Here is a 21,199-nt window from a genome sequence, read left to right as displayed (position 1 = left end):
GTTACATTATACTGATTTTAATGCGTCAATAAAATGAAAATTTCATGTAAATTACACATCAAATGCATTGTCTAAATAAATATCTACCGGTCTAGCCGGTGGTTTTTCAGTTTCGGGCATAGCCCTGCTCTCAAAGTTGTACCTTACAGCGCTAATGTGGTCTGCGGCGTACATTTATTCCCCGTAAACGGATCTTCCATCTCCAGTTCTAGCTGCTCAGCTGTTTGATCCTCCTTCAGCTGATTCTGAATATATTCCTGTATCTTTTTCGTGTTTTTTCCTACTTCAATCCTTCTTGCGTCATAAAATGCTTTTCTTCTATACTTCGTTGCAAACACTACATGATACTTACAATTCCATTTCGTGTGTGATAGACTGTGTAAGTCATTAGTATATTTTGAAATTATAAATCCTCCTTTTGTATTCTCGTTTGTAGTTTGCAGACCACTCACTATTTATACGCAAGAAGGATTTATTTTTCATTATCTCTCCGCTAAAGCTTTGCCTGCCCCAAGACTATCTTGGTTTTTTTAGCCAAAAAATCATTTCACCAAGTGTAAAATAATTTTTATTTACTTTATAATTCCACCATGATAATAACATTCATATACTTTTTCATCTTTACAGTATATTTCTTCATATCCTTGAAACCAGAATATATCCCCTATTACTTTTGTTTTATATGTATACTCTCCAGATTGATAGTATTCTGGTCCTCTATATGGCATATTCTGATCTGCATGGCATAGTGCCTCTTTTAGAAATTCTCCACTGAAATTCTGGTGCAATACACGTCCAATATAATTCATCGCATACTGTGCTTTTCCTTCATACCAAACACCTTCTTCACCAGCAAATATTTCTGAGCCAACATACGTATCATGATATGTATATGCACCATTGTTATATCTATAATCATGTGAATCTAATCTTGTGGAATCTACTTGATTCATATGTGCTGCATATGTATTCTTATTTGCTTCTAAACAAAATCTAATAAGCTTTTCTATATCTGTTTTCATTTCATTTGTACACTGTACTGTACAATCTTGATCTTTCACTAAGTAATCCACTGTAACATGAAACAAGTTACTGATTTGAATCAGATTAAAAATATCAGGATATACTTGTCCCGATTCCCATTTTGCGACGGCCTGCCTAGACACATTTAATTTTCCTGCAAGTTCTTCTTGTGTAAATCCATGATTTTTACGTATAAATTGTAATTTCTCTGAAAATATCATATATCATACCCTCCACAAGTATTGTAAGTATAAATTCATGTATATCCCATACACAAAGAGTTGCGTTTTCGCTACTTGAATTATATAAAAAAAGCAACCGCAGTTGCTTTTTAATAATTACATTTTTTCTGGAGCAGAAACACCAATCAAGTCTAATGCATTTGCCATTGTAACCATACATGCATTCACAAGACCCAGTCTTTCATTTGTTAATTCAGGATTTGCTGGATCAGATACTCTGCAGGAGTTGTAGTAAGAATGGAATGCCTTTGCTAAATCATGACAGTACTGACAGATTCTATTGACTGCTCTAAACTTAGCAGCATCTTCTACCTTCTTAGGAAATTCACTGATCTGCTTTAATAAAGCAATTTCCTTAGGATCTGTCAATAATGTATAGGAATCCTTCTTTTCAAATGCAGGTGTACCTTCCTTGTGGAGGATATTATACATTCTTGTATATGCATACTGAACATAGTAAACAGGGTTATCATTATTCTTCTGCTTTGCAAGATCCATATCAAAATCCATCTGTGTATTTAATTCCTTAGAAACGAAGAACCATCTAGCAGCATCCACACCTACGTCTTCGCAAAGTTCACGAATAGTAATTGCGTTACCAGTTCTCTTACTCATCTTTACTTCTTCACCATTAGAAACCATACGTACCATCTGGATCAAATCAACAAGCATCTTATCAGAATTGTATCCTAAAGCTTCTAAAGAACACTTCATTCTCTTTACATAGGAATGATGATCTGCACCCCATAAGTTGATTAAAGTATCATATCCTCTTTCAAACTTATATACATGGTTTGCGATATCTGGTGTCAAATATGTTAATAAACCTGTATTCTTCTTCAATACACGGTCCTTGTCATCACCAAACTTTGTAGACTGGAACCACAAAGCTCCATCCTTTTCATATGTTAAGCCCTTCTGTTTCAAGCTTTCGATGCACTGGTTGATTCTAGCAGCATTGTCCTGATAGAAGAAACGTTCATGCATCCAGGAATCAAAATGTACTCTGAATAGATCCAGATCTTTACGGATTGCATCCAGCTTCATTTCAATACCTTCATCCTTGAAGTATTCAACCCATTCTGAACGATCCTTATTCAACCATTTATCGCCATCTAATTCCTTGATTTTCTTAGCAACTTCAACAATATCCTGTGCATGATATCCATTTTCAGGTAAAGGATATTCCACACCAAACAATTCACAGTATCTTGAATACATACTTTCTGCGAGCATATCAATCTGATTACCCGCATCATTTACATAGTATTCACGAGTAACATCAAATCCAGCTTCACTTAAAATTCTGCATAAAGCATCGCCCCATGCAGCACCACGTGCATGACCACAATGTAAATCACCTGTAGGATTTGCTGAAACGTATTCTACAAGCAGCTTTTCATGTTTTCCAAATTCACTCTTACCATAGTCCTTACCAGCATCAATGATTTGGTTGATACATGCAGATAAAGCAGATTCATTAATCTTAAAGTTGATAAATCCAGGTCCAGCAACGCTCACTTCACTTGCTTCTGTAAGATTCTTCTTTAATACTTCAATCAGTTCATTTGCAATATCTGCTGGTTTTTTATGAAGACTCTTTGCAAGTCTCATTGCGATATTTGTACTATAGTCTCCCATCTTTGGGTCTCTTGGTCTTTCAACCATGACCATCTGATCTTCTACTTCTAAAGAAAATGCTTCATTTACAGATTGCTTAATCACATCACAAATTTTTACACTAATATCACTCATATTTTCTTATTCTTCCTTCTAAACGCCTAATTATTATAACAAAATGCGTATTGATTCCTACTTCTTTTTATTCGAATGATTCAAGATATCTCTGACCGCATTCAATTGATCTTTCTCAAAGTACAATTTTACAGGTCTTGTCTTTCCCTGAAAAGAAACACAGCCATCAGTGTAGTTCATTTTGATCTTTCCACATTTTTTCCAGTCACTCAAAACACCTGTCATGATAATACCTTTTTCACTAATTCCACTCTTCACAAAGTAGAACAGCGTTCCAATAATAATTAAAGAAATTGTCTGTATGTAGCGAAGTACACCTTCATATTGAAAGAAGCTCAACGCCGCAACAAGATAGAACATCGCAGAAAATACAAATTTATTTCCTGCTTTTGCCTCTATTTTGACAAGTTTACTCACTTTTACCCATTGAATCAAAAGTAAGATAATAATCAAATCCATTGCACAAAAGATATAATCCCCAAAATTACTCATTTGTTCATCTCCTATTTAAACCTTGCCATTATAGCATATTGTAAATCAATACTATTTATTTGCTTCAATATATTCCTTCAGCAGCCTTTCTTGTCCTGCCATAACATAATCATTAAAATCATCCATATGAATGATTTCTGGAATTCTAGATGCAGGTAAATACTTTTCTAATTCTTCTTTGATTTCTTCTACATCCAAAAGCATATCATTGCGAACAATAATCACTTCAGGATCAAGTATAGATATATTCGCAAGTAACGCTTTCCCAGTAATTTCACGCATTACTTTTACATTATACGGATCGATGGAAAGAGGTGTTTCATAACTCATTTGATTTAGAAGATAACGTATTTCTCCTGTAATTCCATGTGATCCTCGGATCAGTTTTCCATTCACAACGATTCCTTGACCACCTATCAGCCATCCAGCTGGCTGGGACATCAAGCAAACTGTTTGATACTTACTTTGATTTGTATACCATCCATATGCTGCACAATTTGCATTATTTTCGATTCTCACTGGTACCCCAGCACAGTCTTCATAATATTTCTGAATATTAAAGAAATTACTTTTCTCTCCTTGCAGATTTACACTTTTTGTTTTTGGTAAATCTAATTTTCCATCTTGAACAATTCCTGGCAAAGCAATACTAATTGCTTTAAATGGCGTCGCTGTATTTTGACAAACCTGCGTATCAATAATGTCATCAATATCTTCAAGATCCAACGTTTTTTTCAATACGCGACGATCCAATATAATTTCACCATTTTCATAAATTCGGTAATGAATGATTGTATTATCCTCACCTGGTGCAGTCGAGATGATTAATACTTTTCCAATATCCGATTTATTACATTTGCAGCAGTTCGATGCTTTCTTTTTTTTCGTTTGAAAGAATGCATTCACTTCATTTCTAACAAATTCTAAACATCCAGCTGCATCATAGCTTGCAAATAATTGCGTAGGTATTTTCAATATAAGTTTATCTACGATACTTCTTTTCAATCTTGCTTCTTCATATCCAACCTGTGGTGCAACTAAAACTACATCATAATCCTTGGCGTGCGCATATACTTCCTGTACACCAACTGCTGAAAAATCATAATCCAATGCATTCATTCTTGCGACTTCATTCAGCTTTTCAGCAAAGAAAGAAGTTGTCATACCCGCTGAACAACAAAGAAGTACTTTTGTTGTCTGGCTGTTCTTCAATGACAAAAGAGATGAAATCATTTCACGAAATAAATCTTTTGCATGTTCCTCATGAACTGGTTGAAAATGCAAAAAGAACCTCGTCATATTTGTTTTTTTGCATGTCACCTTAAGTTCAACGATTTCTCCTTCTTCCTCTAAGTGATAAAAATTCACTTCCGAAAGTCCATATTCATTCTCAATATGAATATGATCTTCATCTTGTTCTCTTATTGTGTATGGTCCATTCTGTTGAAGGACCCAATGCTTAAAATTAAATGATTCAGACATATTTCTATCCTTCTTTTCTTAGGTAAATTCTATCATACATCTTGTCAAATGAACTGCTGCACATATAAAAAGAGTATGAATTTCTCCATACCCTAACGTTACTTATGCAATTTTAGAAGGGTCGTAGAAAACAGTATTCCCTTCATTTGTTGTCTGTACAATTGCCACAACATTCATATCATTCTCTTTGAGAATCTTAGTCATTGCTTCAACTTCAATTGCACCTGTAGCCTTCACAAAGAATTCAGCACCTCTTTCATCATTCTGATAAACACCAAGTGCTTCTACATTTGCATCATTATCTGCAAGCAGCTTTGCTGCTTTTGCGAGCAAGCCAGGCTTATTTTCCATCTTGATTACAAACTTTGTTCCTTGATGTTTTAACCCAAGAAGATCAACAAAAGTCTTGAAAATATCCTTTTCTGTAATGATACCAATAACTTTGTTTGCTTCATCTACAACTGGCAATACATTAATCTCTGCATCCAGCATCACTTGTGCTGCCTGTTCAACAAACTGATCTTCTGTAACTGTCTTAACATTTTTGATCATGATATCTGCAACACTTGTTCTAGAAAGAAGATAGTTCAATTCAAAGATAGACAAAGACGTTGTATTCTGTCCAGAAGCTTCTGTAACAACACCTTCTGTAATCAAACCTTTCAATACACCATTTCCATCAACAACTGGAACACGATGGAAATGTCCTTTCTGCATGATATCCAATACTGTAGATACAGATGTATCTGGTGTTACTGTAACAGGTTTTTTCGTCATATGATCTTTTACATACATAATTATTATCCTCCAAGATAAGCTTTTCTTACACGTTCACTGGCAGCAAGCTCTTCGCCAGTTCCTTCTAATACTATTTTACCAATTTCTAAAACATATGCGCGATCAGCAATACCTAATGCCATTTTTGCATTCTGTTCAACAAGAAGAATTGTTGTACCACGCTTATTGATATCTTGAATAATTCTAAAGATTTCTTTTACAAGTAAAGGTGACAATCCCATAGAAGGTTCGTCAAGTAAAAGAATCTTTGGACGAGACATCAATGCACGTCCCATGGCAAGCATCTGTTGTTCACCACCAGACAATGTACCAGCCAGCTGTTTTTCTCTTTCTTTCAAACGAGGAAACAAGTCATATACATAGGCAAGATCTTTTTCAATTTCCTGCTTATCTTTTCTAAAATATGCACCCAGCAATAAATTTTCTTTTACAGACTGTTCTGCAAATACACGTCTTCCTTCTGGAACCTGCGCTAAGCCATCCGTTACGATCTTGTGAGAAGGTGTTTTAATCAAATCTTTTCCATCTAATGTAATAGAACCACTTGCTGGTTTTAACAATCCACTGATTGCATGCATTGTCGTGGTTTTACCAGCACCATTAGAACCAATCAAAGTAACGATTTCTCCATCATCAACATGGAAAGAGATTCCTTTAATGGCTTCAATCATGCCATAGCGTACAACTAAATTTTCAATTTTCAGCATACTCGATTCCTCACTCTCCAATATACGCTTTGACGACTTCTGTATTTGATTGAATTTCTTGTGGAAGACCTTGTGCTAGTACCTGTCCAAAGTTCAAGACAGTAATTCTTTCACAAATTCCCATAACAAGTTTCATATCATGTTCAATCAATAAAATTGAAATATCAAAATGATTACGAATCTTGCGAATCATATCCATCAGATCTTCTGTTTCCTGTGGATTCATACCAGCTGCAGGTTCATCCAATAACAATAGTTTTGGATCTGTTGCCAAAGCACGTGCAATTTCCAGACGACGCTGTGCACCATAAGGCAGATTTCCCGCAGTTAAATCAGCAAATTGATCTAGTCCAAAGATTTTCAATAATTCCATTGCTTTTTGCGTAGATTCTTTTTCCAGTTTGTAATACTTAGGAAGTCTTAAGATAGAAGTAAACAATCCATACTTCAATTCATTGTGCATACCTGTTTTAACATTATCTAATACAGACATATTAGAAAACAAGCGAATATTCTGGAATGTACGTGCTACGCCTACCTGGTTTGCCTGTACAGGATTAAGTTTATCCATATCTTTTCCGGCAATTTTAATTGTTCCACGCGTCGGCTGATATACTTTTGTCAACATATTAAATACTGTTGTCTTACCAGCGCCATTTGGTCCAATCAAACCATAGATCTCACCCTTATAAATATCAAGATCCAAATTATTAACTGCAGTCAGTCCACCGAAATCAATTCCAAGATTTCTAACTTCAAGAACTTTTTCACGTGTTTCACTCATGTGCCTGGACTCCTTTCTGCTTTTTGAACTTTTCAAAGAATGTCTTAATCTGTTCATTATTTGTTACGATCATCATTACAATCAATACAATTGCATATACAAGCATACGATAGGATGATAAGAAACGTAACATTTCAGGAAGCAATACAAGAACACTTGTAGAAATCAATGTTCCTGTCATATTGCCTAGTCCACCTAATACAACATATACAAGAATCAGAATAGATGTATTGAAATCAAACTTTGTTGCGGCAACAGATGAATAATTCATCATATACAAAGCACCGGCTGCACCACCTAATGCACTGGATACTACAAATGCCAATGTCTTTGTGGAAGAAACTTTAATACCAATTGTTTCTGCCGCAATCTTATTATCACGGCATGCCTGGATTGCACGGCCTTCTTTTGAATAAATAATGTTATATACAACAAGCAAGGAAATTAAAATCAAAATAAAGCCAACTGTAAATGTAGAAATCATTTTATTTCCAGTTACACCCATTGGACCAGAAACAATCATTTTTCCACCTTCACCTAATTGCATTGTATTGTTAATAAATCCAAAATGAATGCCATTGGCGTCTAAACCAACATACAAGTTATTCATCAAAGACATGATAATCTGTCCAAATGCTAATGTTACGATTGCTAAATAGTCACCTTCCAGTTTTAAAACAGGAATAGAAATCAACCACCCAACAAATCCAGCAATCAGTGCACCAATCACAATACAGATTAACAAGCGCACAAAATCATTTGATACTGTATTCAATAAAACCGCATTTGTTATTGCAGCACTAAATCCGCCAACAGACATAAATCCAGCCTGTCCAAGATTCAATTCACCAGAGATTCCAACATTCATATTCAATCCGATTGCAGCTACGATATAGCAGCAGACCGGAACAAGCAATGAAGAAATCATTCTAGGAATAGAACCAGCACTCTGCAGAATACTGATAACAATATATGCTACAATCACCAAAGCAAAACTGATTGAACGTCCGCGTGTTTTCGGACCGAAAAGAGATTTTACTAATTTCATAACCAACACCTCAGACTTTCACATTCACTTTCTTACCAAGTAAACCTGTAGGTTTAATGAGTAAGATGACAATCAATACCATAAATACAATTGCATCAGACAATTGTGTTGAAATATATGCTCTTGCAAGATTTTCAATGACACCTAATAATAATCCACCTAAAAATGCACCAGGAATGGATCCAATTCCACCAAGAACTGCAGCTGTAAATGCTTTGATACCAGGCATAGATCCAAGTGTTGGATATACAGATGGATATGTTGCACATAGTAATACTGCCGCAATCGCTGCTAAACCAGAACCAATTGCGAAAGTAATGGAAATAATTTGATTGACATTGATTCCCATTAATGATGCAGCACCCTTATCTTCAGAACATGCTCTCATTGCACGTCCTGTCTTTGTTTTATTAATGAACATTGTTAAAACAACCATAATTACAATACAAGATAGAATTGTTAACAATGTTAGATAAGGAATGCTCAATTCACCAATTGTTAATGTACCTTCCAATATAGTTGGGAAGATTTTTGTATCAGTTCCCCACATTAACATTGCAGCATTCTGCAGAAAATAAGAAACCCCAATCGCTGTAATTAATACAGATAGAGAAGATGCACCTCTCAGTGGCTTATATGCCAGTTTCTCAACAACAATACCAAGTACAGTACATGCAACGACAGATAAAATTAAAGCAACAATCGTAGGTAAACCAAAAGAGCTTAATGCAAAATAGGCAACAAACGCACCTACCATGATGACATCACCATGTGCAAAATTCAGCATTTTCGCAATACCATAAACCATTGAGTAACCTAATGCAATGATTGCATATACGCTTCCAAGTCCAAGACCACCAATTAAATATGATAGAAACGCCATAACTCACCCTCCTTTTTTTGTAAAACAACAAAGAAGGCTGTCATTGTTCACGCAATTAACAGCCTCCGTGCGTCACAATTTATTATTCAGCGCTGACGTAAGCACCGTTCTGAATTACAACAGCATTAGGAGCCTTAGAAACTTCACCATTTGCATTCCAAGTAACATCAGATCCTGTTAAACCATTGAATGTCATAGAAGTAAATTCTTTTTCAAGAGCTGCAGTAATATCTGAAGTAGCATCACTAGCCCTTACACCGGATTCTTCTAATGCCTGAGCAATTGCATATACACAGTCATACGCATCAGCTGCGAACTGGATTGGAGTATCACCATAAGCTTCCTTATAGTTCTTTACGAAATTCTGTGTTAATTCATCTTCTGCATCTGCAGAGAATGGTGTAAGCATATATAGACCTTCAGCTAGAGATGTATCGAAACCTTCCATGTCGAGGATACCATCCATACCATCGCATCCGAAGAACTTTGTTTCATAGCCCTGCTTCTTTGCTTCAGCTAAAATCTGTGAAGCTGGCTGATAATAGATAGGAAGGAATACAACGTCTGCGCCTGCATCCTTGCACTTCTTTACATATACAGAATAGTCTGTTGTACCATTTGCGAAACCTTGTTCAGCAACGATATCTAATCCAAGCTTTTTAGCTTCAGTCTTAAACTTGTTAAAGATGCCTGTTGAATAGTTATCATCGTTTCTGTAGATAACACCAACTTTTGTACCAACCTTGTTTTCAGAAATATAGTCAGCAGAAGCTACACCCTGGTTAGGATCTGTGAAGCACATCTGGAATACATTTCCATAAGGATCAGATTCATTATCAGCATTCTGATAAATAACTGCTGTGGATGAACCAGATGGTGTAATTGCGAAAATATCATCCTGCTGGTAGAGAGGAGATACTGCCTGGCCAGCACCAGAAGTAGTAGCACCAATAGATGCCTGCATGCCCCAGTCAGCTAATGTGTTATAAGCTGTAGCAGCCTTTTCGCCATCTGCCTGATCATCTTCATATTTGAATTCAAGCTGTACTTTTCCCTTTGCATTGATTTCTTTGACAGCTAATTCAGCACCATTCTTAACTGCGTTGCCATATACAGCAGCATCACCAGAAAGTGGACCAGAACCACCAATTTTGAATGCTTCAGCAGAAGCTGAAGTTGACTTTGCTGATGTAGTTGAATTTGAGGAGCATGCAACTAATGACATTGCCATAGCTGCAACCATTCCTCCTTTAAATACTTTACTAAATTTCATTTCTTTTCCCTCGCTTTTTTTTCTAAAGAATGATTATGATTATAGAGACATTCATATTTTGCTTCAATATGATTTTCACTATTTTTACACATTTTTCTGAAAAACATTTTGCTTTTGTGAAAATGTTTTCACGATTATATAATCTTCATCTCATATTTATATCTTTTCAAAACAAAAAGATTGCATCTTCTGCAATCCACTTTAGAAATGTATGTATCTTTCCATATAATATAAGATCTTGTAATTTTCACAAGACCTTCATTTTTTATTGCTTATCTTCTCTCCAGATTTTTGCTCCGAGTGCAGTCAATTTCTTGTCCAATTCAGAATATCCTCGATCAATATGATAGATATCTGAAATTGTAGTTACACCATCTGCAATCAATCCCGCAACAACCATTGCCGCTCCACATCTAAGATCTGTCGCAACAACTTCCGTTCCACCTAATGGTGTTGGGCCTTCAATATCAGCTTCTCCATTTCTCACTTCAATATTTGCACCCATCTTTGTAAGTTCATAACAATGTTTGAATCTTTCAGGATAGATTGTATCTTCTACTTTACTTTCACCTTTTGCCTGTGTCATTAATACAGTCAGAGGCTGTTGCAAGTCAGTTGCGAAACCTGGATAAGGTTTTGTTGTAACGTCTGTTCCCTTTAAGTCTTTGCTTTCTTCAACTTCAACATAATCAATGCCAACATGCATATTGACACCCATTTCATCAAGCTTTGACAATAAGGATTCTAAATGCTGTGGAATAACATTATTAATACGCATTTTTTTAGCACACGCAGCAGCTATCACAATAAATGTACCTGCTTCAATTCTATCTGGAATAATTTCATGGAAGCAGCCCATCAGATTATCTACACCATCAATTGTGATAACATTTGTACCAGCACCTCTGACTTTTGCGCCCATTTTGTTTAATAATGTTGCAACGTCAATAATCTCTGGTTCTTTCGCTGCATTTTCAATCGTTGTTCTGCCTTTTGCATAAACTGCAGCCATCATAATATTGATTGTTGCTCCAACAGAAGCAATATCCAAGAAAATCTTAGTACCAATCAATTCTTTCGCAGTGATTTCATAGCAGCCTTTTTCAAACTTCACTTCTGCACCAAGTGCTTCAAATCCTTTAATATGAAGATCAATTGGACGAGGGCCAAGATAACAGCCACCTGGCATTTTCATCCTGACATGACCATACTTTCCAAGAAGTGCTCCCATAAAGTAATAGGACGCTCTCAGTTTTGTAACCGCATCTTGAACAAGATCAGTATTCTTCATATTTGTTGGATCAATAATCAGATGATCATCAGCAACTTTTGTAACTTCAATATTTAATATATTTAAAATCTCACAAAGATTATTTACATCTGCAATCTGTGGAATACCTACAATTGTTACAGGTCCATTTGCTAAAACTGCAGCAGGAATCAAAGCAACCGTTGCATTTTTCGCACCAGAAATTGTTACTTCTCCCTCTAATTGATGTCCACCTTCAATTTTGATTACTTGTTCCATATGTATTCCTTTCCTATTTATTAATCAGAAACTTTCTTTTTGTTTCTTCAACCAGTTTAATATCATGTAGATTCTTTTCATAATCCATATGAAAAATATATGCATAAATGACATCAATAACGAATTTCATCGCTGTTGATGAGCCAAATCCACAGATTTTAGGATCTGGTTCATAGTAAGGAACCAGAATATGGTCATTTGCATAAATTGTTAACGGTCCTTTATTAGGTCCTGTTAATGCTACCATATAAATGTTCTTGCTAGATAAAATTTGTGCAATTCTAATTAATTCTTCACTTGGATTACTGTAATAGATAAATAAAGCTGCACTATCTGAATCTTCCTGACATGCCTGTGTTATATTAGCACCTGTTGTCTCTTGAAGGCATACATGCATTCCTATTTTTTCTAGTCGTAAATAAAGATCTCTTGCAAGTAAAAAGCTGTCTTCCGCAGCATAGATATACAATTTCTTTTTATCATGAATCATTTTTGCAATCTTTGATAATTTATCAACATCCAGATCACTCCATGTTTCATTTAAAGCACCCATAACAATAGCATATGTCTTATCCGCAATCATCTTTTTGGAGTCTGACAATTCATAAGGAACAGAATAGTTCAATTCCTTTCCATTAAAAACAAAAGTATCTAATTCTTTTGCTAATTGAACACATAATTCCTTATGACCTTTATACCCTAATTTTTTACAGAATCTAATAATACTACTCTTAGACGCATGTAAGGTATCTGACAATTCATTCAAAGATAAATTTGTAGCCTCTTTTGGATGCTCTTGCAGATATGAAGCCAACGCACTTTCTGTTGGCGTAAAATTTTCACGATTCCTGATTTTATCAATAATCCTCATAAAAAGATTTTACCATTTTTTCCTAACGAAATAAATGTTGATTCACCATTGCATCATCACTTTGCGAATGTTAAAATTGTGACAAATAAAAGCTAAGAAAAAGAAATAACGAAGATAATACAGTTTATAGAGAGCTTTATGTGGTGGAAATAAGGTAATATGCTATCTTCGGAAGTCACTTTTGAGCTGGTGAGTGAATCATAGTAACTTTACCCGTGTGATTCCGTTATCGATCAAAAGCTTGTTGGAGCTGGAGGGATATAACATTTTTTTGTTATATAAATTGAGTGGTACCGCGGGATATTTGCAGATATGTCGTCTCAGTAAATTCTGGGACGATTTTTTGTTTCAGAATCTTCCAACACAAAAAACAAAGAAAGGAAAGATTATGAAAAAATTATCAGCAAAAGAAACTGTATTACTCTCTATCGCATTATTTTCGATGTTTTTCGGTTCAGGAAATCTTATATTTCCACCATGGATGGGGTTCCAGGCAGGAAATACATCTATGATTGCTTTATTGGGATTCAGCATCAGTGCAATTATTTTCCCTGTTTTAGGTGTGGTTGCTATTGCAAAATGGGGAGGCTTAGTAGAATTATCTTCTAATATCAGCCATAAATTTGCATTATGTTTTTCCATTCTCGCATTTTCAGCAATCGGTCCTGGCCTGGCAATTCCTAGAAATGCTGCCGTATCTTTTGAGATGGCAGTCATTCCTTTTACATCCAGCATTTCTACAGCGATCCGCATTCTATACTCCGTCATCTTTTTTGCTATCTCTTATTACCTTTCATTGCATCCTGAAAAGCTCATGAATACTTTAGGGAAAATACTCGGACCAGTATTAATTGTCATGATGTTATTGGTAACCATTGGATGTTTCATCAAAGCACCACATCATTTACCTGATCCATCTATCGCATATAAAACAAACCAGCTTTCGCAAGGATTCATGGATGGCTATAACACAATGGATACAATTGCCGCATTAAACTTTGGTGCAATTATTTCTATGAATGCGCGTGCAAAAGGCATCAAAGATGAAAAATCCGTCATTTCTTCCACCATCAGCGCAGGATGGATTGCCGGATTCTTCTTGTTTGTTATTTATACAGGTATGACGCTCGTTGGTGCATTATCTGCCGGTTTATTCCAAAATGCAAATAATGGTGCAAATGTTTTGAGTAACATTGTTTATCATCTATTCGGAACATATGGTTTAATTGCATTAGCAATCATTTATGTACTATCCTGTTTAACAACATGCATTGGACTACTATGCAGCTGCTCCGAATTCTTCTCATCTATTTCAAAAATTGCTTACAAAAAATGGATCACCCTTTTCACAATCATCTCTTGTGTTGTCAGTATCTTTGGATTAGATCAGATCTTAACAATTTCAGTTCCTATACTTACAACCATTTACCCTGTTGCAATGGCACTTGTTATATTAGGACTGCTAAAAGACAAAATGCAACGTTATCCAAATACATATCCAATAACAATCTATACTGTTACAATTCTTTCTATCATCTATTCTTTGAATTCGATAAACATTCAAATCCCATTTATAACAAACTTTATACTGTCTTTTCCACCTAACAAAGATCTTTGCTGGCTGATTCCATCTATAATTGCATTTATGATTGGCATGATTACAAGTAAAAAGAAAATGCACTAAAAAAAGAAGCAAACTATGGCTTCTTTTTTTATGCAAAATAACGAACGATTTGTTGAATCCAAGCAAAAATAACCATCACACCAACAAATGTCCATAAATATAAAGAAGGTGTATTCATATACAACTCTTCTTTTTTCTTCCAGATCATGTAGATACCTACAGGTGGAAGGAAAAGAACAAGAGCATATGTCAGCATATTCTTTTTACTTAAGGAACGAACTAATCTTTGTTGATCTTGTTTGCTTGTTGCGTTTTTAGCTCGCATTTCTGCACGAATTTTTTCATTTTCTTCATGCAGTTCTTCTTTAGTTAACTTTTTCTTATTTTCTCTTTCTGCCATGCGATTATTATCCTATTTATTTGCTTAAATAGCAAGGAATTCCAGTATTTTTTTCACATTGTGAACAATTGAAAAAGAACCAGAGATGCACTCTGATTCTTTGACAAAATTTAATCTTAAGCTTCTTCTGTCTGACGGTTTGCTGCAATTACGAATGGTGTGTAGATCAATGTTGATACACCAACGATAATTACGATCTGCCAGATAGCACCCATGATATTTCCTGAAGATGCTAAGAAACCGAATAAACCAACTGGAGTTGTCCATGGAACGTCGATAACGAACAATGGGCAGAGTCCTAATGACTGTACTAAGTAACCACAGCATACACAAGCTACTGGAGCTAAGAAGAATGGTACAGCGAACATAGCGTTCATAACCATTGGGATACCGAAGATAATTGGTTCATTGATGTTGAAGATTCCACAAGGAATAGCTAACTTAGCAATAGCCTTGAAGTCATCTCTCTTAGAGAAGAGCATGATGGCAATGATCAAGCCCATTGTGATACCAGAACCTGTGGATGAGAACCATCCAGAAGCAAATGGGTTAGCAATAATAGAATACTTAGATCCTGCTGTATAGAATACACCAGAAGCTGTAACGCCTTCACCAGCCTGGTAAAGTTCAAGGTTTGTAGCCATCATCTTTGTCATGAATGGTGTTGTAACAGCACTCATAACGTTTGGACCATGGATACCGAACCACCATAATAACTGCATAATCAATACAACTACGACATATCCAGGAAGACCAGTCATGATCTTTTCAACTGGCTTCATGATTGTTGTAATAATATCGAATAATGTTAAACCAAACATAGAGCAAATGTAACCAACGATAGATACAATCAAAATTGTAATGATTGTTGGGAACAATACTGCGAATGACTGTGATACGTTTGGTGGAACTGAATCAGGAAGAGAAATCTTCAACTTACCTGAATCAACAAGTTTAACATAAAGTAATGTAGCTAAAACACCAACAAGTAAACCAACGAATAATCCATCAGCCTTTGTGTAAGAAGAAGATACAACGTTAGAAATTGTAACTGTTTCTCCACTTTCTGTTGTTGTGGAAGCTGTTGTGTTGATTAATGTAACGAATGAAGCAAGTGCTACTGCTGGAACTGTCTTGTCGTTAGCATGTCCAATGTTTTCTGCATAGTGCATGGAAACGAGTACGCAGATAGCTACTGCCATAAAGTTCATACAACCATAGTTAGCTGTTGTGAAGATTGGTGTTAATGTCTGTAGCCAAGCAAAGCCTGGAACGTTAGCTAGAGAAATGTAGTAGATCATTTCTCCTGTTTTTGGGTCTGGTACACCACCAGTCTGGCATAATACAAACTGGAACAGAGTACAGAAAGCGCCCCAAATGACGACTGGCATGTTGTCAATAAATGAGTCCTTTACAGCGGAAAGAACTGTATTTGACTGCATCTTACCTGCAAGAGTAAGAAGGCCATTCATAAATTTGTCTTTCATTTTTTCAAATCCCCTTTCGACATCAGTTAGTTTAGATGGCAATGAAAGGGATTTCAATGTAAATTTCAAATTGTGGAACAAAGTTTTCTGAAAAAAGTATTTTATAGCTCTGTATTTGACACTTTTTAATATTTTTTGCCAATAAAACAAAATAAAAACGTTTTCAGAGAAAATTCTCTAAGATTCGTTGAAAAAATATTTTCTTTTTTGTGTGAATTTGATGTGTTTGTTTTCACATTTTCATTTCAGTTCACCTTAAAATAAACATAATAATGTTCAATTTCACTATCAATATAGGATAAATCGAAAAAATTTTTCTTAGGATAACTTCACACGTAAAAAAAGAACCAGAGATTTTCTCTGATTCTTTAGATGCTTCGTTAGAATTAAGCTTCTGCTTCCTGACGGTTTGCTGCAATGACGAATGGTGTGTAGATCAATGTTGATACACCTAAGATAATCACTGCCTGCCAGATAGCACCCATGATATTTCCTGAAGATGCTAAGAAACCGAATAAACCAACTGGAGTTGTCCATGGAACGTCGATAACGAATAGTGGGCAGAGTCCTAATGACTGTACTAAGTAACCACAGCATACACAAGCTACTGGAGCTAAGAAGAATGGTACAGCGAACATAGCGTTCATAACCATTGGGATACCGAAGATAATTGGTTCATTGATGTTGAAGATTCCACAAGGAATAGCTAACTTAGCGATAGCCTTGAAATCATCTCTCTTAGAGAAGAGCATAACTGCGATGATCAATCCCATTGTGATACCAGAGCCTGTTGGTGAGAACCAGCCTGCGCCGAATGGTCCAGAGATAATAGAATACTGAGATCCAGATGTATAGAATACACCTGCAGATGTAACGCCTTCACCAGACTGGTAAAGTTCAAGGTTTGTAGCCATCATCTTTGTCATGAATGGTGTTGTAACAGCACTCATAACGTTTGGACCATGGATACCGAACCACCATAGTAACTGCATAATTAATACAACAACAAGGTATCCAGGTAGACCTGTCATAATCTTTTCTATTGGCTTCATGATTGTTGAAATAACATCAAACATTGTTAAGCCAAATAAGGATGTAATATAACCAACGATAGATACACAAAGAATTGTGATGATTGTTGGGAACAATACTGCGAATGACTGTGATACGTTTGGTGGTACTGAATCAGGAAGAGAAATCTTCAACTTACCTGAATCAACGAGTTTAACATAAAGCAATGTTGTTAAGATACCAACAAGTAAGCCTACGAATAATCCATCAGCTTTTGTGTAAGAAGAAGCAACAACGTTAGAAATTGTTACTGTTTCTCCACTTTCTGTTGTTGTAGAAGCTGTTGTGTTGATGAGTGTAACGAATGAAGCAAGAGCTACAGCAGGAACTGTCTTGTCGTTTGGATGTCCAATGTTTTCAGCAAAATGCATGGAAACAAGTACACATACTGCGACAGCCATGAAGTTCATACATCCATAGTTAGCTGTTGTGAAGATTGGTGTTAATGTCTGTAGCCAAGCAAAGCCTGGAACGTTAGCTAGAGAAATGTAGTAGATCAATTCTCCTGTTTTTGGATCAGGCACACCACCGACCTGACATAAGACGAACTGGAACAGAGTACAGAAAGCACCCCAAATGACGACTGGCATGTTGTCAATAAACGCATCCTTGATTGCTGAGAGGACTACGTTTGACTGCATCTTACCTGCAAGAGTAAGAAGGCCATTCATAAATTTTTCTTTCATAAAACTTTACGTTTCCTTTCTTGTAAAAATATTCTATCCCGAAGATGTAAGCGTATACAATAAAATTCTGATAGATTGATACTAATTTTCGTAAATTTATGTGATTTTTTTCGATCGTTGACAATTTTTTAATGCATTTTTTCAATTTTATGTTTATTTATTTATTTTTTTCTTTGTTTTTTATCGATACATGACTATTCCATTCCATTATTTTGGGATTGTTATGTGAATACATTGCATTTTCAAGTAAAAAAAGAATCAAAGTTAATAAACCTTGACTCTTTTAATGAAATATTAATTATTAATCTTCTTCTGTCTTGTTATAGATTTTTTTATACGCATGTTTTTAAAATTTGCAATGAACTACCACACCTGATACGTAGTTCCGATGTGGTATCCCTGTGATGTACTCTTCTCATACAGAGAAGGGTATTACCATAGGGATTTTGATTCTTGTGATCTGTAGCTATGCACCTTACGGCTGTCACTATGTTTTCACAATGGCCGGTTCACTCGACCTCTACTGTTTTTACACAGTTACCTGTTTAAATCTGCAAATGCAAAAACTTCTGGATTCAACAGATTTGTTAATATTACTGATGATGTATCACAGCCTGCTTTTCTTAAAATATTTGCAGCACCATTGATATCTGCATTCAATACAGTTCCATCTGATGAACGATACAGGCCTCTTTGAATACGTTTTCCAGAAAAATGATGTTTCGTTTCATCACCTTCTGCATAGACCGGGATATCGTCGCCGTCCAGAAAACTTGCCTTACTTGTATATGACTCTTCATTTCTGACAACAGTTACGCCATACTCACATGCTTTCAATTCAATCATGGATTTGAGCATTTCAAAAGGAATGCTGACAAAATTCTGATTGTTCACTGTACCAATGCAACTGTTCTGTTTCCAGAAAACATTAGAGCCTAACACAAGACAGCGATGTCATTGCGCTGGCACCAGACAAGCAGCTTCCTGCTCATTTTATGAAAGCAGTCTCTGATGTAGCTGGTTCTGTATGCAGAAAGTCTGTCAAGATACTTTGACCACACACGTTCTGTTGTTTTTTTTCTTTGCTCATCAGACTGATACGTTCAGCTTTTTTCTTCATGAAATACTGATTGACTGATTTGATGAATCTGCCTTTAAAAAGAATACTTTTACCCGTATCTGAAACAACAGCCATTGTGTTGTCTACACCAAAGTCAACTGCAGCTGCATGTTTACCGCTTTGTACAGAAGCAGCTTTTACCTGATAGACAAGTAAAAGCTCGTATCCACCAGAAACAGGTTTCACCTTTACTTCCATCAGCCTGCCATGTCTTCTGCGTACAGGAATGCGAATCTTTGTACGAGGAAGCTTCAGTTTCCCATCATAGATGACAGCATCCTGATTGGTAAAAAGATAAGAAGCTGTATCATTCCTGCAGTATCCAGGCATCTTAGGTTTCCCTGTATAACCAGAAGGATCTTTCCTGTATTTCTTTAAAGAGGCAAGCCAGCCTTTGAAATCTGTACAGACCTGTCTGATGACATGCTGTGCAGTCTGCATAGGAAGCCCGGAAAAGAAATCAGGATTATTTGTAATACGCATAAGCCTCTGCAATATGCCATACCCAGGCACATAGTAAGACTTCTGACCTTTAAGAAGTGCAAGCTCGCCTTGAACTTCTTTCTCATTAGCTGTCAAAGCAGTCTTGTTGTATGCAGTAAAGGCGTTACGAACACGGAACAATGCAGCATTATGAAGACACTTTGCCTTGTGAGCAAAGCCATCCAGATATGCATACAGCTCATGATTTTCGGTTACATAAATCCTGTCAGTTCTGTACATGAATAAGTCCTTTTTACTCATATATTATATCATATATAAAGTGCAGAATATGGCTTATTTATGCGAAAATATATTGTTTTATAGCAGCACAGAAATCAAAAGAATAGAAGAGTACATCAGTTAACAGTAACGCTGAATTCACCACCGCCCTATGAGGACGGCGCGCTCTTCTGAAGTGCTAATAGATATAAACTGCACAAAAAAAGAACCCATACATTATGGATTCTTTCATAGTTTTTCAGCAATTAAGCCTTGTTAGCAGAGCCGAAAGCTTCGCAAAGTTCAACAACCTTCTTTGTTACAGCTTCTGTACCTGGCTTGAGAAGTTTACGTGGGTCATAACCCTTGCCTTCCTTATCCTTGCCAGCTTCGATGTAAGCTCTTGTAGCTGCAGCGAATTCTAACTGTAATTCTGTGTTGATGTTAACCTTAGATACACCAAGTGTAACAGCTTCGTGAACCTGTTCAAATGGAATACCAGAACCACCGTGTAATACTAGTGGCTTGCCTTCAACAGCTTCGTCAATTTCCTTTAATCTGTCGAAGTTTAATCCCTTCCAGTCAGCAGGATATACACCATGGATGTTACCAATACCAGCAGCTAAGAAATCAACGCCTAAAGCTGCGATTTCAGCACATTCCTTTGGATCAGCTAATTCACCGTTAGATGTAACACCATCTTCAGTACCACCGATACCACCAACTTCACATTCAACAGAGATACCCTTTGAATGAGCTAAAGAGATGATGTCCTTGGACTTAGCAACGTTTTCATCAAAATCGTAATGAGATCCATCAAACATAACAGATGTGAAACCAACTTCGATACAAGCCTTTGCACCTTCGTATGTGCCATGGTCTAAATGAAGAGCTACTGGAACAGTAATACCCATTGATTCATAAAGATCACGAACCATGTCAGCGACTGTCTTGAAGCCACCCATGTACTTACCAGCACCTTCAGATACCTGTAAGATTGTTGGGGACTTTGCTTCCTGTACGCCAGCAAGCACAGCCTTTGTCCATTCTAAGTTGTTGATGTTGAAGGCTGGAATAGCGTAATGTCCTTCGTGAGCCTTTTCAACCATTTCTTTTGCAGAAACTAATGCCATAATATTTCGATTCCTCCTATATTTTGGTACCTATATTTTAGTCGCGATTAACCTCCATGACAAGCTTTACTTGTGATACGAATCACTTAT

Annotated in this window: 20 protein-coding genes and 1 other annotated feature; of the genes, 1 reads left to right on the top strand and 19 read right to left on the bottom strand. The window is 36.2% G+C overall.

The annotated features are described in order from the left end of the window. Window positions 1-143: 143 nt before the first annotated feature. The 13 genes from ACTND6_RS01715 to ACTND6_RS01655 form a co-directional block, all read right to left on the bottom strand. On the bottom strand, window positions 144-404 hold the full coding sequence (locus tag ACTND6_RS01715) for a transposase (RefSeq protein ID WP_441021477.1): 261 nt from the start codon (window positions 402-404) through the stop codon (window positions 144-146). Window positions 405-572: 168 nt separating this feature from the next. Further along, on the bottom strand, window positions 573-1,244 hold the full coding sequence (locus ACTND6_RS01710) for a DUF5680 domain-containing protein (protein ID WP_441021367.1): 672 nt from the start codon (window positions 1,242-1,244) through the stop codon (window positions 573-575). 117 nt (window positions 1,245-1,361) lie between these two features. Further along, window positions 1,362-3,020, bottom strand: a complete 1,659-nt coding sequence (argS, locus tag ACTND6_RS01705) for an arginine--tRNA ligase (RefSeq protein ID WP_441021369.1) — start codon at window positions 3,018-3,020, stop codon at window positions 1,362-1,364. A 57-nt stretch (window positions 3,021-3,077) separates the two neighbouring features. Beyond that, window positions 3,078-3,512 carry a hypothetical protein gene (locus ACTND6_RS01700; protein ID WP_441021373.1) on the bottom strand — a complete coding sequence of 145 codons (435 nt, stop codon included), beginning with the start codon at window positions 3,510-3,512 and terminating at the stop codon, window positions 3,078-3,080. Window positions 3,513-3,563: 51 nt separating this feature from the next. Further along, window positions 3,564-4,994 carry an ROK family protein gene (locus ACTND6_RS01695; protein WP_441021376.1) on the bottom strand — a complete coding sequence of 477 codons (1,431 nt, stop codon included), beginning with the start codon at window positions 4,992-4,994 and terminating at the stop codon, window positions 3,564-3,566. Window positions 4,995-5,096: 102 nt separating this feature from the next. Next, window positions 5,097-5,789: a CBS domain-containing protein gene (locus ACTND6_RS01690; protein ID WP_441021380.1), complete on the bottom strand. Its 693-nt coding sequence runs from the start codon at window positions 5,787-5,789 to the stop codon at window positions 5,097-5,099. Window positions 5,790-5,794: 5 nt separating this feature from the next. Beyond that, window positions 5,795-6,499, bottom strand: coding sequence for an ABC transporter ATP-binding protein (locus ACTND6_RS01685; protein WP_441021384.1), 705 nt, complete (start codon window positions 6,497-6,499; stop codon window positions 5,795-5,797). Between the two features lie 10 nt (window positions 6,500-6,509). Further along, window positions 6,510-7,283, bottom strand: a complete 774-nt coding sequence (locus tag ACTND6_RS01680; protein WP_441021388.1) for an ABC transporter ATP-binding protein — start codon at window positions 7,281-7,283, stop codon at window positions 6,510-6,512. Further along, entirely contained in the window at window positions 7,276-8,331 is a 1,056-nt protein-coding gene (locus ACTND6_RS01675) for a branched-chain amino acid ABC transporter permease (protein ID WP_441021392.1), read from the bottom strand. The genes ACTND6_RS01680 and ACTND6_RS01675 overlap by 8 nt, the downstream gene beginning before the upstream one ends. A 10-nt stretch (window positions 8,332-8,341) precedes the next feature. Further along, window positions 8,342-9,214, bottom strand: coding sequence for a branched-chain amino acid ABC transporter permease (locus ACTND6_RS01670; RefSeq protein WP_441021396.1), 873 nt, complete (start codon window positions 9,212-9,214; stop codon window positions 8,342-8,344). 82 nt (window positions 9,215-9,296) lie between these two features. Next, window positions 9,297-10,487 carry an ABC transporter substrate-binding protein gene (locus tag ACTND6_RS01665; protein ID WP_441021401.1) on the bottom strand — a complete coding sequence of 397 codons (1,191 nt, stop codon included), beginning with the start codon at window positions 10,485-10,487 and terminating at the stop codon, window positions 9,297-9,299. Window positions 10,488-10,752: 265 nt separating this feature from the next. Then, complete coding sequence (locus ACTND6_RS01660) at window positions 10,753-12,015, bottom strand: UDP-N-acetylglucosamine 1-carboxyvinyltransferase (RefSeq protein ID WP_441021404.1); 1,263 nt, start codon at window positions 12,013-12,015, stop codon at window positions 10,753-10,755. A gap of 13 nt (window positions 12,016-12,028) precedes the next feature. Continuing rightward, a complete protein-coding gene (locus ACTND6_RS01655; protein ID WP_441021407.1) occupies window positions 12,029-12,886 on the bottom strand; it encodes a MurR/RpiR family transcriptional regulator in 858 nt (285 codons plus the stop codon). An 85-nt stretch (window positions 12,887-12,971) separates the two neighbouring features. Further along, window positions 12,972-13,212: a binding site (T-box leader), on the top strand. Between the two features lie 62 nt (window positions 13,213-13,274). Between ACTND6_RS01655 and brnQ the strand changes: the two genes are divergently transcribed. After that, the gene (brnQ, locus tag ACTND6_RS01650) at window positions 13,275-14,570 is read left to right on the top strand and encodes a branched-chain amino acid transport system II carrier protein (protein ID WP_441021409.1); all 1,296 of its coding nucleotides are present in this window, start codon (window positions 13,275-13,277) and stop codon (window positions 14,568-14,570) included. Window positions 14,571-14,598: 28 nt separating this feature from the next. Here the strand turns inward: brnQ and ACTND6_RS01645 are convergent, their stop codons facing one another. The 6 genes from ACTND6_RS01645 to fba all read right to left on the bottom strand — a co-directional run bounded on the left by ACTND6_RS01645 (window position 14,599) and on the right by fba (window position 21,109). Continuing rightward, window positions 14,599-14,910 (bottom strand): hypothetical protein, encoded by a 312-nt coding sequence (locus ACTND6_RS01645; protein WP_441021412.1) that lies wholly within the window; start codon window positions 14,908-14,910, stop codon window positions 14,599-14,601. Between the two features lie 116 nt (window positions 14,911-15,026). After that, window positions 15,027-16,397 (bottom strand): PTS sugar transporter subunit IIC, encoded by a 1,371-nt coding sequence (locus ACTND6_RS01640; protein WP_441021415.1) that lies wholly within the window; start codon window positions 16,395-16,397, stop codon window positions 15,027-15,029. A gap of 386 nt (window positions 16,398-16,783) precedes the next feature. Continuing rightward, a complete protein-coding gene (locus ACTND6_RS01635; RefSeq protein ID WP_441021417.1) occupies window positions 16,784-18,154 on the bottom strand; it encodes a PTS sugar transporter subunit IIC in 1,371 nt (456 codons plus the stop codon). A 537-nt stretch (window positions 18,155-18,691) separates the two neighbouring features. Continuing rightward, the gene (locus ACTND6_RS01630; RefSeq protein WP_441021478.1) at window positions 18,692-19,012 is read right to left on the bottom strand and encodes a zinc ribbon domain-containing protein; all 321 of its coding nucleotides are present in this window, start codon (window positions 19,010-19,012) and stop codon (window positions 18,692-18,694) included. Window positions 19,013-19,142: 130 nt separating this feature from the next. Continuing rightward, window positions 19,143-20,018, bottom strand: a complete 876-nt coding sequence (locus tag ACTND6_RS01625; RefSeq protein ID WP_441021418.1) for a transposase — start codon at window positions 20,016-20,018, stop codon at window positions 19,143-19,145. Window positions 20,019-20,242: 224 nt separating this feature from the next. Then, entirely contained in the window at window positions 20,243-21,109 is an 867-nt protein-coding gene (gene fba, locus ACTND6_RS01620; RefSeq protein WP_178175735.1) for a class II fructose-1,6-bisphosphate aldolase, read from the bottom strand. Window positions 21,110-21,199: the final 90 nt, after the last annotated feature.

It is taken from the genome of Bulleidia sp. HCP3S3_C9 (genome assembly GCF_052064035.1).
GTDB lineage: Bacteria > Bacillota_I > Bacilli_A > Erysipelotrichales > Erysipelotrichaceae > Bulleidia.
This window is presented reverse-complemented; position numbering and strand designations above follow the sequence as displayed.